Raw genomic sequence first — 15,204 nt, 5'->3', positions numbered from 1 at the left:
CTCAGAGTGAAAATTGTTCTAATGCCTCTGGAAGCCCATGTGCTAGATCTTCAGTTTGACGGATTTCTAGCAACTGAGCATCCCAGAGCTCAAAATGACCGCCCAAACCTAAAAGCATGGTGTTCTTTTGTAAGCCTGCAACCTGACGTAGCTCAGGGGCGATAAGAATACGCCCGGCTGAATCAATTTCTACGTCTTGAGCAGAACCCAACATTAAACGCTGTAAAGCACGCGCGCTCATGGGTAAAGCCGCTATTTGCTCGCGCTTTTGTTCCCAGACTGAACGGGGATAAAGAATTAAGCAGCCATCAGGATGTCGTGTAAGCGTAAGACAACCGTCCTCCTCGACCAATAAGGTCGTACGGTATCGCATAGGTATCGTCAGACGACCCTTAGCGTCAAGACTAAGAGCACTGCTTCCTTGGAACATGGCCCCATCCATTTACACTAAACCCCACTTTTTCCCACTCTAAGCCATGCATCAAAACTGGTCAAGGCTCAAAACCAAAGTTTTGCAATGACAACAACTACTTAGCTTGCATTGCTTAGGTATGAGCTCAATCAAAAAACTTGATAAATCAATGTATTGCCCCGAGGTTTTCAAGTGCATTATTAAAATAAAAACGCCGCGGTTATTCACGACGGCGATATGTTTATTACATTTATTAACACTTGATTTTTGCACAAAGGCAAACTGGTGGGGAAAAGTGGAACAGGTCTATAGGCCGGATTTTGTAAGCCCTAAGGCTGGCAATCATTCGTCTAGGCCCATAATTGCTTATGGGCTCGAGCCATCTACCCGCATGCTGAGACGAGCCGCCCTGTGGGGAGAACCCCGCGCATGCCTATTTGATGTTGCTCCAGATAGAGGTTACCGCGTTTCACCCTGCATTGTTATAGTTGAAAATCAACTAAGCAGTACGGAGATGGCCGTACCAGTGCATATATAATAGATATGCCCCCAACGCAGTCTCGTCTCTGTGGCCCTAGTCCTTGGCTTGTCTTTCGAGTCGCCAGACGGCTGTTAGCCGCTATCTTGCTCTATGGAGTCCGGACCTTCCTCGTTAAAATACATTAACGCGATTGCCCGACCTGCCCCACAGCACTATTGTACCCTGCGTGTAAACCTATTTCATTTTTTATTTTTGTGTGCCTATGTCTATTCATTTAGTGACCTTGAACCGCGTCCAACTCGCTTTTGGACACTATCCTCTCTTAGATAAAGCCGATCTAATCATTCACGATAATGAACGCTGCGGGTTAATTGGACGTAATGGCACGGGCAAATCTTCATTACTAAAGCTTATCGATCAACGCTTTCAGCCCGACGAAGGCGAAATTATGTTCAAAAGCGGCTTGCGTGTTGCTACCGTAGAGCAAGAGCCCGCTTTACCCCCTCAGATAAGTATTTACGACTACTTATGTGGTGATTATGCAGAAACTGAAGACTGGCAACGTGTAGGTCGTGTCGGTGCACTAATTGACCAGCTAGGGCTTGACGGCGAGGCACTAACTGACGCGCTCTCCGGAGGAACACGCAAACGTGTCGCTTTAGCCAAAGCCATGGCAGACGAGCCCGACCTATTACTGCTCGATGAGCCTACCAACCACCTCGACTTCGAGGGTATTTTGTGGCTAGAGCAACAGCTGAAACAATTCAGAGGAAGTGTAATTGTCATCACCCACGACCGAGCGTTTTTAGACGCAGTAGCAACCCGTATTATTGAGTTAGATCGAGGTCAACTATTCAGCTTCCCAGGCAATTTCACACGTTGGCAAGAGCGTAAAGCCGAGTGGCTCGAATCAGAGGCTCAACAAAATGCGAAGTTTGATAAGTTTTTAGCCCAAGAAGAAGTCTGGATTCGCACTGGGGTCCAAGCCCGGCGTACGCGCGATGAAGGCCGTGTACGTCGATTAGAGGCTTTACGACGCGAACGAGCGGCACGCCGTGAGCGCAGTGGTAACGTTAACTTTGCCATTGCCGAAGGACGTAAATCCGGTCGAATTGTGATTGAGGCTGAACATATCCGCCAACAGTTTGACGATCACCTCTTAATCGACGACTTTTCTACGGTGATCATGCGTGGGGATCGCATTGGTTTTATTGGGCCAAATGGGGCTGGTAAAACAACACTACTCCGCATTTTGCTGGGTTTACACACGCCAACCCAAGGCCATGTTAAACACGGCACTCAGCTTACCATTGGGTATTTTGATCAAATGCGCGCCAATCTGGATGAAAATGCTAGCCTAGTCGAAACCATTAGCCCGGGTACGGAATGGATTGAAATTGGTGATCAACGCAAACACGTCATGAGCTACTTAGAAGACTTTCTCTTCCCTGCTGCTCGTGCCCACTCCCCAGTCAAAACGCTATCTGGGGGGGAACGTGCCCGTTTAGCCTTGGCCCGTATGTTCGCTCAACCAACGAATGTTTTGGTTTTAGATGAGCCCACCAACGACCTAGATATTGAAACCCTAGAGCTACTTGAACAACTACTTACCGAATACACGGGTACTGTCATGTTAGTTAGTCATGATCGTGCTTTTTTAAATAATGTGGTGACTCAAGTCATCGCCGCTGAAGGGAATGGCAAATGGGGGGAGTATATAGGAGGTTATGACGACTGGTTGGCACAACGCCCCAAGCCGACTACTGTTTCAACCACACCTACAACTATAGAAAAGCCTAAGACAGATACCCCTAAAAACGCGGCTAAGCCTGCACCGACCAAAAATAAACTGGCCCCTTGGGAAGAACGCGAACTGGCTGAACTGCCCGAGAAAATTGCGGCCTTAGAAGCCAAGCAAACCGCATTAGCTGAACAGCTGGCCGACCCCTCTATTTATGCAGACGGTAATACCAAAGCCGAAGCTATACATGAGGAGCTAGCAACTTTAGAAACTCAACTACTCGAACTCTTTGAGCGTTGGGAAACCCTAGAGCAATAGCCACCTTAACAAAGCAGCTTCCAAGCACCCAAAAAACAGGATCCCAATCCAGTTTTTTGGGTTTTTTAGCTTATGGTGCTGATTAGCTTCCTTGCTCCCTCAAAAAAGCCCCTCAGCGCTGAGAACACCGCACTAAGCCATAAACCACAAATAAAAATCATTCTCATATAAAATAGCAACCCTATCATTTACAAATCGATTAATGGCTTAGACTGAGGTTCGCTATGCATATGCGTTTATCTGCTTTTTCCCCATTTCTTCCATTGGCTATTTTATTAGTTAGCAGTGCTCTTTCTACTGCACAGGCTCAAGAAACACTAAGCATTGAGCATGCTCAGGGTACAACTCAGGTACAAAAACAGCCCAAAACCGTTGCGGTACTCGACTGGTCAACCTTAGACACCATGGCTGCCTTAGGCGTACAAGCACAGGGGATTCCAAGCTCGGCAGTGGTTCCTCCTATGTTAAAAGAATACGCTGACAATCGTTTTGTTAAAGTCGGCACACTGTTTGAGCCCGACTTTGAAGCCTTAAAAAACCTCAAGCCCGATTTAATTATTCTAGGCCGTCGCGGAGCCGGCACTTACGAGGAAGTAACCCAATACGGGCCTACCTTAGACCTCACCCCAAACCCTAATGACATGTTAGGTAGTGTCATACGTAACACCGAAATCCTTGGGGAAATTTTCGACCGTCAAGAACAAGCCACTGCGCTAAGCACTCAATTAAAAACCTCGGTTGAGGCGTTGCAGCAGCAAAGCAAAGATCAAGGCACAGGCATCACGTTGCTGACCTCAGGTGGCAAAATGAGTGCTTTTGGTATTGGGACTCGTTTCGGCATGATTCATGATGTGTTTGGTGTAACACCCGCCGTTTCTGATTTAAAAGTAGGTCGTCATGGTCAGTCTGTATCTTATGAGTTTTTACTAGAGGCCAACCCCGACTGGATCTTTGTGATGGACCGGGATGCAGCGATTAACCGCGAAGGGGTTGCCGCTAAACAAATGATGGACAACGAGCTAATCAAAGCCACGAACGCTGGCTCTAAAGATCAAATTGTCTATTTAGAGCCCATCAGTTGGTATTTGCTTGATAACAGCGGCATACGTGTTATGCAAAACAGTGTAGATCACCTATTGAGCATTTTTGCCAAATAAATGTCTGCTCTCGCCCCCGCCCCCTCTCAGCCCCGCCTTTTTTGGTGGGGTCTGGGCTTAATTGCACTTATTATTACTCTGGCTATTACTAGTTTAAATGTGGGCGCAAGCAGCATGAAATTGCTGCACCTGTTTACACAGCCCGATGACAGAGTGACACAGTTATTGTTTGTTAGCCGATGGCCTCGTACTTTGGCTCTGATTTTAAGCGGAGCCGCTTTAGCGGTGTCTGGCTTGATATTGCAAATGCTGGCACGTAACCGTTTAGTAGACACCTCGTTGGTAGGAACCACAGAGGCAGCTACCTTAGGCCTAGTGGTGTGCAGCATTATCGCCCCGAGTATGGCTTTATGGCTAAAATTTAGCATCACTACTGTGTTTGCTCTGCTCGGAACAACGCTGTTTTTAAGCATCTTGCAACGCATCCCCTTGCGTTCTGCTCTGATCGTGCCTCTAGTGGGTTTGGTCTTAGCAGGTGTACTGTATGCAACTAGCTGTTTACTGGCCCATCAGTTTGAGCTTAGCCAAGCGTTGCGTAATTGGAGTAGCGGCGATTTCTCTACTATTTTACGTGGGCGTTACGAGCTGCTCTGGGCAGCCGCAGCAATGACGTTTTTAGCTATGGTATTGGCCGATAGATTCACCGTTATTGGAATGGGCCAAGACTTTGCCGCCAATGTAGGTGTGAATTATGGTCGGCTCATGGCCCTAGGTGTACTGCTAATCTCTATGGTGAGTGCCAGTGTTGTGATTACTGCTGGTATTTTGCCTTTTATTGGCCTTATCGTGCCCAATGGTGTGCGCTTAATCACCGGCGATAATTTAAGACGTGCTATTCCACTCGTAGCCGGTTCAGGTTCGGCCCTAATGCTAGGGGCAGACTTAGTCGGTCGATTGCTTATCCACCCCTATGAGGTCCCTTCCGCTACGCTACTTTCTATTGTAGGCAGTGCTGTTTTTTTAATTATTTTACTAAGAGGGCATAAACAATGGGCTTAACTCGACGAGGCCAAGTCCTTTTTAGTATGACCCTTTTATTTGCAGTGCTCAGCATAGTCAGTTTTATGACGATCAATGTGCAAACGGATTGGGAGTTTATTTTACAGCACCGAGGCAAACGGCTTTTAGCCATGCTCCTAGTGGCTATCGCCATGGGCTTAGCTACCATTGCTTTTCAAACCATTACCCATAGTCGAATTTTAACCCCCTCATTAATGGGTTTTGATGTGCTGTATATGTTGGTGCACTCCGTGGGATTAACATTATGGAGTGCTAAAAGCGGTTTAAATGGCGCTCCAGAGCTACGATTCCTACTAGAAGTGGTGACCATGGTGGCTATAGCGCTCATCCTATTTCAGCTACTTTTTAATCGATCTATACGCGGCTTACATGTGCTGATACTGCTGGGTTTAGTCGGGGGTATTTTTTTCCGTGAACTAGCAGAGCTGGCTCTGCGTATTACAGATCCGACTGAGTTTTCCATTCAATCAGCCAACAGTCTAGCCAACTTCAATCGCATTAATTTATCACTGTTATGGTTAGGATTTGGTGGTGTAATCCTCTGCGCTGCAGTGCTGGTTATATTACGACGCTCACTGGATGTTTTAAGCCTAGGCCGAGATGTGGCTATTAATTTGGGGGTGCCTTATAGCAAAATAGTCACCCTAGTTATGGCTGCTATTTGCGTGTTGATTTCTATTAGTACCGCTTTGGTCGGCCCCATGCTTTTCTTTGGGCTGGTCGTAGCTAATTTGGCTTACTGGCTAACAGGCACACATCTGCACCGCTGGACATTTCCTACTAGCATACTGGCTGGCATCATCTGTTTGGTCGGGGGCCAAGTTATATTTGAGCAAGTATTGCACTCTAGTCTACCTTTAGCGATGACAATTGAATTAGTCGGGGGAGTCTTATTTATTATGTTGTTATTACGTGGAGTTAAGCAGTGATCAGTACACAAAACCTCAGCAAAAAATACCATGACACACTCGTTGTGGATCAGGTGAGTGTACAGATCAGCAAAGGGGGGCTCACAGCCATTATTGGCCCAAATGGAGCAGGTAAATCTACGCTGTTATCCATGATCAGCCGTTTAACTCCCATGAGCACCGGTAGCGTGGCAATCGATGGTCTTGATATTAAGCACACCCCTAGTGTCGAACTTGCTAAACGTCTCTCCATATTGCGTCAACATAATGAATCCACTCTCAGGCTCACCGTACGGGACCTCGTCGCTTTTGGTCGCTTCCCCCACTCTGGAGGTCGCCTCACGGCCATAGATCAAGAGCGTATCGATGAAGCTATTCATTACCTTAATTTGGAACCCTACCAGTATCGCCATTTAGATGAGCTATCGGGTGGGCAACGTCAGCGTGCCTACGTAGCGATGGTGATGTGCCAAGACACAGACTATGTGCTGTTAGATGAACCGTTAAACAATATCGATATACACCATGCAGTTGGCATGATGCAATTATTACGCCGTGCGGCCGATGAAAAAGGCAAAACGGTCGTCGTTGTCTTGCATGATATTAACTTTGCTTCGTGTTATGCCGACCATATTATTGCTATGCGTCGTGGTCAATTAGCGTTTCAAGGCACTGCAGAGCAAATTATTACTAGCCAAGTGCTGACTGAGCTCTATGAAATCCCTATGCAAGTACATGAATTAAATGGTCAGCGTATTTGTGTTTATTTCCGCTAAACTAAGCCTTAATATTTGCACCAAAAGTTCTTGACTGATCGTTCCATAACCAGTATAATGGTATTCTTATTGAATTGAATGCAACACCATGAGCACCGATAAACCCACTACTCAAGGTAGACCACGACAATTCGAGGACGAAGCCGTCATTGATGCGGCCGTTGCGGTATTCAGTGAACATGGTTTTGCCGGGGCCTCTGCCCAAGACCTGTGCGACGGTACAGGCCTTGGCCGAGGCAGCCTCTACAATGCTTTTGGTAGCAAACAAGCCTTATACGAACAGGCTTTACTTCGCAGCCACGAGCAAACTATGGCAGCCCAACTCACCATTCTAAATCAACCGCTCTCCCCCAAAGAACGCTTAAAAAAGCTACTCATCTGGGGGCTCAATGAAAACTTTCAACAACCAGAGCAACACGAAGCCATGGTTCTGTTTTCTGCGCTAGAGCGTGGTAGCAAAGATCAGTTTGTTAATACACTCAATCACGAATACCGACAACGACTAGAACAGGCTTTAGCCGCTGTTTTTGCCGAGGGTCAAGCCACTAACGAGCTCAGCACTCATGCGCCAGCACTCACTTTAGCGCGTGGCTTTTTAGCAGGTTATTACGGTTTACGTGTCTTAAATAATAATATCTCTGATCCACAAGTACTTGATGATATCGTTACTGGCTTACTCGCCAGTCTCTGAAATAATCACAACCACTTTTTTTTACCATTAATTTTGTAACGACCGTTCCATTTGATGGTATGAGTCGCGTTAAATCTATCCGCTATTTTTGTAACGATTATTCAAATAACATTAAGGAAATGCCTCTTTATGCCTTTAGTTGTTTATATATTAGGCCTAGCTATATTTTCCATTGGCACCTCTGAGCTAATGGTAGCTGGCATGATGACCTCTTTATCTCACGCTTTTAATATTAGTATTGGTGAGGTCGGCCATCTTATTTCTTATTTTGCTTTAGGTGTAATGGTTGGTGGCCCCATACTTACCTATTTATTTTTGCGTTTTAAAAGCCCGTATAGACCAACGTTATTGGTTTTATTAAGCGCCTATGTCATTGTGCAGGGATTTAGCGCTTTTATTAATGACCACACTACGCTAATTGCCATCCGCATTATCACTGGCGTGCTCTGTGCAGGCTGTTTAAGTTTATCTTTAGCCACCAGTATGGCTTTAGTAGAACCGCATTTACGCCCCCGCGCCGCTTCAGTGATTATCGGTGGTTTTATGATCTCTAACGTTGTAGGGGTACCATTAGCAACCATTATGACGGAGTACTGGGGCTGGCGTCTCAGTTTTGGATCGGTAGCGATATTGGTATTTATGTGTCTTCTAGCTTTAATGCCTACCCTACCTAAACTCCAAGAACAAGGCTCATTAAATATAGCCAAAGAATTAGAGTCATTTAAAAGAGCAGCCTACTGGAAGGCCTGTTTAACAAGCTGTTTAATCTTGGGGGCTAGCTTTGCCGCTTTCAGTTATTTTGTACCTATTTTGACTCATATCAGTGGCTTTAGTATGCAAGTGGTGCCTCTGATTTTAATGCTGTACGGAGCCGCTAATATTATTGGCAACACGATCACTGGTCGTCTGGCTTATCGCTATAGCCGCGCTATTATGGTGACTGGTCTTAGTGTTTTAAGTCTGACCTTAATTTTAATGGGCTCGTTAGTACAATACCAATGGATTGCCATAGCCTGCGTTATCTTAATCGGTCTATCTGGGGTACCAATGAACCCGGCAATGATGGCTAGAGTTATTAGTGTGGCGCACCCAGGCCCTATGGTAAATGCCGTGCACACCTCCGTTATTAATATAGGCTTAGGTGGTGGGTCTTACTTGGGCGGCATGGCCATTGCAGCAGGCTATGACTACCGTTCAGCATTATGGATTGGTGCTACATTAGCATTGTTAGGCTTATTTTCAGTTTTACCTTATTTACGTCGTGGCAAACTCGGTTGGGGTTAAAATTTAAAAAAAATGCCTTACTCAAAAAGCCCAGTTCAATTAAGCTGGGCTTTTTAAATGCAGTGTTAGGCTTCTGTTGTTAAACGCCAAGCCAACTGCTCTCCTGCCGCCAAAGGCACTAACTCTCCGGCTTTTACATCCAACACCTGCGGAATGGTGTTTTGAACACGCTCCAAGATGACGTAATCGTTATTGACGGGCAAGTTATAAAAAGCAGGCCCATTCAAACTGGCAAAAGCCTCAAAACGATCTAGCCTTCCAACCGAGTCAAAAGCTTGGGCATATAGCTCAAGCGCATGTAAGGCAGAATAACAGCCCGCACAGCCACAATCCATTTCTTTGCGCCCCTTCACATGCGGTGCACTATCGGTACCTAAGAAAAACCGGTCACTGTCGCTAGTAGCAGCGGCTAAAAGAGCCTGGCGGTGCTTTTCACGCTTTAATACAGGTAAACAGTACCAATGCGGGCGCAACCCACCGCTAAAGAGTGCATTGCGGTTATACAGTAAATGCTGAGGCGTAATGGTTGCTGCTATAGGGCCTTCAGCTGTAGCTACATAGTCCGCCCCCTCTTTGGTAGTGATGTGCTCAAAAACCACTTTGAGCTCAGGAAAACGTTGACGCAGCGGCAACATCACCCGATCAATAAACACCGCCTCTCGATCAAAAACATCAATTGCAGGATCTGTTACTTCGCCATGTACCAATAGCGGCATTTGATGCGCTTGTAAGGCCTCAAGCACTGCACCACAGTGTTTAAGCAAGTCCGTAACGCCGGCATCAGAATTCGTGGTAGCACCTGCTGGGTACAGTTTTACTGCATGCACCACACCTGACGCCTTGGCTTTAGCTATTTCAGCAGCAGGCGTATTATCCGTTAAGTACAAGGTCATCAAAGGCGTAAATGCGGGGGCTTCAGGTGTAGCCTGCAACGCGGTCTCTATACGCGCTTTATAGGCTAGGGCTTGCTCGGTGGTGGTAATAGGAGGGGTTAAATTTGGCATGACAATAGCACGCGCAAACTGTTGAGCCGTATGCGCTACTACCGACTCCAACATATCGCCATCGCGTAAATGCACGTGCCAGTCATCGGGGCGTCGAAAACGTAATTGCTGTGGAGTTAGCGTCATAATCAATCCTAATGGTTATTCATTTGCTGTGTTTTGTGCCAAAAAGCATTGTGCTATGCGTATAAACATAGCGGCCCCTTGGCTTAGCACTGCATCATTAAAGTCAAAAGTAGCATTATGCAATACCCGTCCTTGGTCTGCACCCCCTTGCCCTAATCTAAAGTAGGCCCCTGGACGCTGCTCAAGCATAAAAGAAAAATCTTCCGCCCCCATTGAGGGAGTCAAGTTGTCTTCTACACACTCTGAACCAAATAGCTCTTGCGCCACCTCTGCTACTAGGTAGGCATGCTCTGGCGTATTAATAGTGGCTGGAAATAGCTCGTTATAATCCAGCTCAATACCCATAGCAAAAGTCTGAGCCATGCCCTGACAAATCTCGTCCATGCGCTGGCGAATCTGTTGTTGGGTGACCGTAGAAAAACTTCGCACCGTGCCGCAAAGCTGCACCTGATTTGGAATTACACTAAATGCATTTAAATTTCCGGCTTGCATTGCAGACACCGTGACAACGCCGGCTTCAAAGGGGTGTACATTACGAGCAACAATGCTTTGTAATGCCGTAATTAAATGAGCTGCAGTTACGATGGGGTCTTTAGATAAATAAGGGTGTGCTCCGTGCCCCCCATGACCCGTGATCGTCACAGTGAACGTATCAGCCGCTGCCATCATTGGTCCGGCATTAACACCAATATGACCGGGAGGCAGGCTTGGCCAATTGTGTAAAGCAAATACAGCATCACAGGGAAAACGGTTAAACAAACCATCGTTAATCATGGCTTGCGCCCCACCTAAGCCTTCTTCGGCAGGCTGAAAAATAAAATGGATTGTGCCGGTAAAGCCGCGATGTTGCGCTAGGTAAGCCGCCGCCATTAACAAAATAGCCGTATGCCCATCGTGACCACAGGCATGCATTTTTCCTGCAATGGTGGACTGGTAAGGCAACTGAGTTTTTTCTTGAATAGGCAATGCATCCATATCAGCACGCAACCCCACACATCGAGCTCCTGGCTGTTTTCCTTTAAGCACAGCTACGATGCCTGTGCCGCCAATGCCTTCATGCACCTCTAGCCCCCATTGTTTTAAATAGGTAGCAACCAAAGCGGCGGTACGGTGCTCCTCAAAACCAAGCTCGGGCTGTGCATGAATCTGCTGCCGTACTTGAGCAATAAAGGGCTGAAGGCTATCAAGTTCTGTCAATAGAGGTTTTTGTGGCGTCATTCTTACATTTATAGGGCTAAGATAAAGAAATACTGTGCTTAGATTGGCTAAACACAGACTAAACATTCATAGCATGATATGTTTTAGTGAGGCTGACAACTGCCCTTACTAACCTGTGCGACTTATTCAAGAGGAGCAAACCATGGCTAAAGCCACTAAAACCACTGCAGCAAAGAAAACCAATGCAACCAAAACCGCTAGCGCGGCTGGTACTGGTTTCATGAAACCCATGACCCCTAGCGCAGAACTGGCTGAAATTGTGGGGAAGAAACCGCTACCACGCACCGAAGTAACAAAAAAAATGTGGGAATACATTAAAAAGCATGATTTGCAGGCACCCGAAAATCGCCGTAATATCAATGCTGACGCCAAGCTCAAACCCATTTTTGGCAAAGAGCAAATCAGTATGTTTGAACTCAGCAAGTGCTTGAATGCTCACCTAAGCTAAACGCTATGGCACTTGCCCCACTCAGCGACTGCATGTGCAGTCGCTTTTTTTATGAAATGGTTTACGCTATGACAACTCGAAAAACCATCGATCTACATTGGAATGGTACGAACAAAACACTTGAATACCAGTGGGTAGGGGTTGAAGACCCCACAGCTCCGATTATGGTGTTTTTACATGAGGGACTCGGCTCGCTTACGCATTGGCAGCAGTGGCCAGATCAGCTTTGTCAGCATCTAGGCTATCGAGGGCTGGTCTACTCGCGTTATGCGTATGGGCACAGCTCTGCTCGCCCCTTAACCGAGATATGGCAAGGAGACTATTTGCACATAGAAGCGCAACAAGCCTTGCCCGCCTTACTCACTGCACTCGGAATCCACCAACCCATTACTCTTTTTGGTCATAGCGATGGGGCAACCATTGCGCTGTTGTATGCAGCTATGCCCAATAATCAAGCCCAACAAATCATCATTCTCGCACCCCATGTGTATGTGGAGCGAATGACTGTGGATGGCGTGCAAAAAGCAATTAAATGGTATGAGACGGGCGATTTAAAAACACGCTTAAAACGCTATCATGCTGACCCCGACTCGGCTTTTTGGGGGTGGGCAAGCGTTTGGGGCAGCGAGTACTACCTAGAACACTGGAATATAGAGAAGGATATTGCCTCTATACAATGCCCCGTGCTGGCTATTCAGGGGACGGATGACGAATACGCATCGTTAAATCAGCTCTATGACATTAAAAAACAGGTTCCACACACCGAGCTGTGTATTTTAGAGTTATGTAGACATTCACCTCATATTGAAATGCCAGAACGCGTGACCGAGGTCGTCTCACAATTTTTAGAAACATCAAAGGCTTAGTTAATATAAAGCCCTAAGAGCAACTAGTTGCTCTTAGGGCAAAGCCTACTCTTAATGGTGTTCCAAGCTGATACCTAGGCGTTGTTGCCCGTTGGGTCAAATGCTGCGGCGGCACGACCTATACGGTCGTTAATGGCTTCCCACTCGGATATCTGCGGGGGGCGCTCAAGGTAAATAGCGCTGTAATGCTGCTCGTCTAGTTGGCGTAACATTGCATAGAGTTGACTGGCATAGTGTTCGGCCAAGGACGGAGCCAAATACACATGGGCCTGCGTCTGCACGCGCTCATCAAACACCACAGCAACTGCATTACGGTCCGTTAGCGCTTCAATTTGGGCACGCGTTTTCAAGTACAGAGGGGTACGGGGTGCATAATGAGCTTTTAAAGACCCTGACACCCGAGGCGTTGTCGTCGTTTGGGCGCTGTGGCCTAAAGGCTGACCCAACACAGCCTCAATCTGCGCTGCTGTAATATGACCTGGGCGCAAAATTACGGGGGCTACCCCTTGGTCTAAGCGAGATACGTCAACAATGGTGGACTCAATACCTACATCGGCATTGCCGCCTGCCAAAACATACAATGCATCCGCGCCTAGATGGGGAAACTCATGCCGTACATGTTGTGCTTGGGTAGGTGAAACCTGACCAAAGCGATTGGCTGACGGAGCAGCCACCCCAGCGGGTTGATCTGGCCCTTTCAATTGAGCAAAGCGTTTTAACAAAGCCTGAGCGACAGGATGAGAGGGGCAACGCACTCCAATGGTGTCTTGGCCCCCAGAGACCGCAGCCGAGGCCTGAGATGCGCGAGGCAAAATAAGGGTAAGAGGACCAGGCCAAAAAGCATCTATTAGTTGCTGAGCCTCTGGTGGAACCTGAGCCACCCAATGCAGCAAATTTGCATCGGGTGCCACGTGCACAATAACGGGGTGGTTTGCCGGACGGCCTTTGGCGTGAAAAATAGCTGCCACAGCCTGAGGGTTTGATGCATCCGCCCCTAGGCCATAAACGGTCTCGGTAGGAAAAGCAACCAATTGGCCTTGAACCAATCGATGCGCCGCCTCGTTAATATGTGCAGCCAAATCATTCATACCAGTCAAACCCTAAAACCTGAGCCACCTGTTGTGCTTTGAGGTTAAGCTGCTCAGAGTCTGTTGCTAACAGCGTTACGTGCCCCATTTTTCGCCCCTTACGGGCTTCAGCCTTGCCATACAAATGCAAGTACACTCCAGGAATAGCCACTAACTGAGCCCATTGCGGCTCGCTATAGTTGTTGTTCTGATCAAACCACAAGTCACCCAGCAAATTAAACATCTTAGAGTGCTGCACCTCTGCGGTAGACCCCAGTGGTAATCCAGCCATTACTCGCACTTGTTGATCAAACTGACTGCTATAACAGGCCTCGATAGTAAAGTGACCACTGTTATGAGGGCGTGGCGCAATCTCGTTGGTTAACAAGGTGCCATCTGCCAACACAAAGAACTCTACACACAACACACCGTAATAATTTAACTCTGTCGCAATGGCAACCGCTGCCGCTTGGGCCTGAGCATAATAGGGTTGAGAACTGGCTGTGCTTGCTGCCGTGGATACCGCTAAAATTCCATCACGGTGCTGGTTGTGGGATGGCGCGTAGAGTGCTGTTGCGCCATCTAGCCCACGTGCCACCACTACCGACACCTCATCCACTAGAGGCTGTAGTGATTCAAGCACACAAGCCACTTGACCAAAGTTAGCAAAAGCCAACAAGGCCTCCTCTTTGGTTTGCACGCGTGCCTGACCTTTGCCATCGTAACCAAAGCGCGCCGCTTTTAAGATGCCTGGAAACAAGCTTGCATCGGCATGAAGGAGGTCTTCGATAGAGTGCACCGCACAATAGGGCGCAACGGGAACCCCAGCTTTAGTGATAAACTGCTTTTCACGAATACGGTCTTGAACCACTGCAACTGCATCACCACTGGGGGTAACACGACACTGCTCGGCCAAACGCGTTAAGCTTTGAGCGGGTACGTTTTCAAACTCTGTGGTAATAGCGGGACACAGCTCCGCCAACTCGAGCAGCGCCTGACCATCGTCATAAGAAGCACAAATGTGCTTATCCGCCACCGCTCCTGCTGGGCTAAATGGGTCGGGATCTAAGATAGCAACCTTGTATCCCATGCGTTGTGCACTAAAACAAAACATACGAGCGAGCTGACCGCCCCCCACCATACCCAACCACTGCCCAGGTAACAATATTTCAAACGCTGACATTAGTTTGACTCATCCACAGCAGGTAAAGACATAGCACGAGCTTGTTCCGTTTGCGCAGCACGAAATGCAATGAGCTGCTGTTTTAATGCTGCGTCATGAACAGCCAAGTTAGCAATCACATGCAAGGCCGCATTGGCGGCACCAGCCTCGCCAATAGCAAAAGTTGCCACCGGTACGCCTTTAGGCATTTGTACAATAGAAAGCAACGAGTCCTCGCCTTTTAAGTGGCGTGAAGGAACAGGTACACCAAACACGGGGACTTCGGTTAAAGCTGCTAGCATTCCCGGTAAATGCGCCGCCCCACCTGCCCCAGCGATAATGGCTTGATAGCCTTGGGAGCTGGCTTGAGCCGCATAATCGACCATGTCATTTGGCATACGATGCGCCGATACCACCTTGGCCTCAAACGGCACACCAAAATCAGTCAGAATTTTTGCAGCATGCTGCATCACAGGCCAATCGGATGAGGAGCCCATCACCACTCCCACTTTTATTTGAGTCATG

At 47.6% G+C, this 15,204-nt stretch carries 15 protein-coding genes and 1 other RNA gene; 9 read left to right on the top strand and 7 right to left on the bottom strand.

Features of this window, described 5'->3' with window-relative positions:
* Position 1: 1 nt before the first annotated feature.
* Together mraZ and rnpB are read right to left on the bottom strand one after the other, a co-directional pair.
* On the bottom strand, positions 2-430 hold the full coding sequence (gene mraZ / locus ACBP46_RS03540) for a division/cell wall cluster transcriptional repressor MraZ (RefSeq protein WP_371015340.1): 429 nt from the start codon (positions 428-430) through the stop codon (positions 2-4).
* A gap of 275 nt (positions 431-705) precedes the next feature.
* Positions 706-1,099: RNase P RNA component class A (rnpB, locus tag ACBP46_RS03535), an RNA gene on the bottom strand.
* A gap of 56 nt (positions 1,100-1,155) precedes the next feature.
* On the opposite strand from rnpB, the gene ACBP46_RS03530 reads away from it, so the two are divergent.
* The 7 genes from ACBP46_RS03530 to ACBP46_RS03500 all read left to right on the top strand — a co-directional run bounded on the left by ACBP46_RS03530 (position 1,156) and on the right by ACBP46_RS03500 (position 8,788).
* Positions 1,156-2,952, top strand: a complete 1,797-nt coding sequence (locus ACBP46_RS03530) for an ATP-binding cassette domain-containing protein (RefSeq protein ID WP_371015339.1) — start codon at positions 1,156-1,158, stop codon at positions 2,950-2,952.
* Between the two features lie 224 nt (positions 2,953-3,176).
* On the top strand, positions 3,177-4,109 hold the full coding sequence (locus tag ACBP46_RS03525) for a siderophore ABC transporter substrate-binding protein (protein ID WP_371015338.1): 933 nt from the start codon (positions 3,177-3,179) through the stop codon (positions 4,107-4,109).
* Positions 4,110-5,108: an ABC transporter permease gene (locus tag ACBP46_RS03520; RefSeq protein WP_371015337.1), complete on the top strand. Its 999-nt coding sequence runs from the start codon at positions 4,110-4,112 to the stop codon at positions 5,106-5,108. It abuts the gene before it with no gap.
* The gene (locus ACBP46_RS03515) at positions 5,099-6,058 is read left to right on the top strand and encodes an iron chelate uptake ABC transporter family permease subunit (RefSeq protein ID WP_371015336.1); all 960 of its coding nucleotides are present in this window, start codon (positions 5,099-5,101) and stop codon (positions 6,056-6,058) included. The genes ACBP46_RS03520 and ACBP46_RS03515 overlap by 10 nt, the downstream gene beginning before the upstream one ends.
* Positions 6,055-6,813 carry an iron ABC transporter ATP-binding protein gene (locus ACBP46_RS03510; RefSeq protein WP_371015335.1) on the top strand — a complete coding sequence of 253 codons (759 nt, stop codon included), beginning with the start codon at positions 6,055-6,057 and terminating at the stop codon, positions 6,811-6,813. The genes ACBP46_RS03515 and ACBP46_RS03510 overlap by 4 nt, the downstream gene beginning before the upstream one ends.
* Positions 6,814-6,901: 88 nt before the next feature.
* Positions 6,902-7,504, top strand: coding sequence for a TetR/AcrR family transcriptional regulator (locus tag ACBP46_RS03505; RefSeq protein ID WP_371015334.1), 603 nt, complete (start codon positions 6,902-6,904; stop codon positions 7,502-7,504).
* Positions 7,505-7,633: 129 nt separating this feature from the next.
* Positions 7,634-8,788 (top strand): MFS transporter, encoded by a 1,155-nt coding sequence (locus ACBP46_RS03500; protein ID WP_371015333.1) that lies wholly within the window; start codon positions 7,634-7,636, stop codon positions 8,786-8,788.
* 65 nt (positions 8,789-8,853) lie between these two features.
* Here the strand turns inward: ACBP46_RS03500 and pyrC are convergent, their stop codons facing one another.
* A complete protein-coding gene (gene pyrC, locus ACBP46_RS03495) occupies positions 8,854-9,918 on the bottom strand; it encodes a dihydroorotase (protein WP_371015332.1) in 1,065 nt (354 codons plus the stop codon).
* Positions 9,919-9,933: 15 nt separating this feature from the next.
* A complete protein-coding gene (locus ACBP46_RS03490) occupies positions 9,934-11,136 on the bottom strand; it encodes a M20 aminoacylase family protein (RefSeq protein ID WP_371015331.1) in 1,203 nt (400 codons plus the stop codon).
* A 142-nt stretch (positions 11,137-11,278) separates the two neighbouring features.
* Between ACBP46_RS03490 and ACBP46_RS03485 the strand changes: the two genes are divergently transcribed.
* Positions 11,279-11,584: an SWIB/MDM2 domain-containing protein gene (locus ACBP46_RS03485; protein ID WP_371015330.1), complete on the top strand. Its 306-nt coding sequence runs from the start codon at positions 11,279-11,281 to the stop codon at positions 11,582-11,584.
* A 68-nt stretch (positions 11,585-11,652) separates the two neighbouring features.
* The gene (locus tag ACBP46_RS03480) at positions 11,653-12,450 is read left to right on the top strand and encodes an alpha/beta fold hydrolase (protein ID WP_371015329.1); all 798 of its coding nucleotides are present in this window, start codon (positions 11,653-11,655) and stop codon (positions 12,448-12,450) included.
* A 74-nt stretch (positions 12,451-12,524) separates the two neighbouring features.
* On the opposite strand, the gene ACBP46_RS03475 is transcribed toward ACBP46_RS03480, so the two are convergent.
* Genes ACBP46_RS03475 through purE form a run of 3 tightly spaced genes read right to left on the bottom strand, consistent with a single transcriptional unit; the run spans position 12,525 to position 15,203 of the window.
* Positions 12,525-13,538, bottom strand: a complete 1,014-nt coding sequence (locus ACBP46_RS03475; protein WP_371015328.1) for an L-threonylcarbamoyladenylate synthase — start codon at positions 13,536-13,538, stop codon at positions 12,525-12,527.
* The gene (locus ACBP46_RS03470; RefSeq protein WP_371015327.1) at positions 13,531-14,700 is read right to left on the bottom strand and encodes a 5-(carboxyamino)imidazole ribonucleotide synthase; all 1,170 of its coding nucleotides are present in this window, start codon (positions 14,698-14,700) and stop codon (positions 13,531-13,533) included. Before ACBP46_RS03470 ends, ACBP46_RS03475 begins: the two co-directional genes overlap by 8 nt.
* The gene (gene purE, locus ACBP46_RS03465) at positions 14,700-15,203 is read right to left on the bottom strand and encodes a 5-(carboxyamino)imidazole ribonucleotide mutase (protein ID WP_371015326.1); all 504 of its coding nucleotides are present in this window, start codon (positions 15,201-15,203) and stop codon (positions 14,700-14,702) included. The genes ACBP46_RS03470 and purE overlap by 1 nt, the downstream gene beginning before the upstream one ends.
* Position 15,204: the final 1 nt, after the last annotated feature.

Source organism: Paenalcaligenes hominis, from assembly GCF_041359055.1.
In the GTDB taxonomy this organism is placed as follows: domain Bacteria; phylum Pseudomonadota; class Gammaproteobacteria; order Burkholderiales; family Burkholderiaceae_B; genus Paenalcaligenes; species Paenalcaligenes hominis_A.
This window is presented reverse-complemented; position numbering and strand designations above follow the sequence as displayed.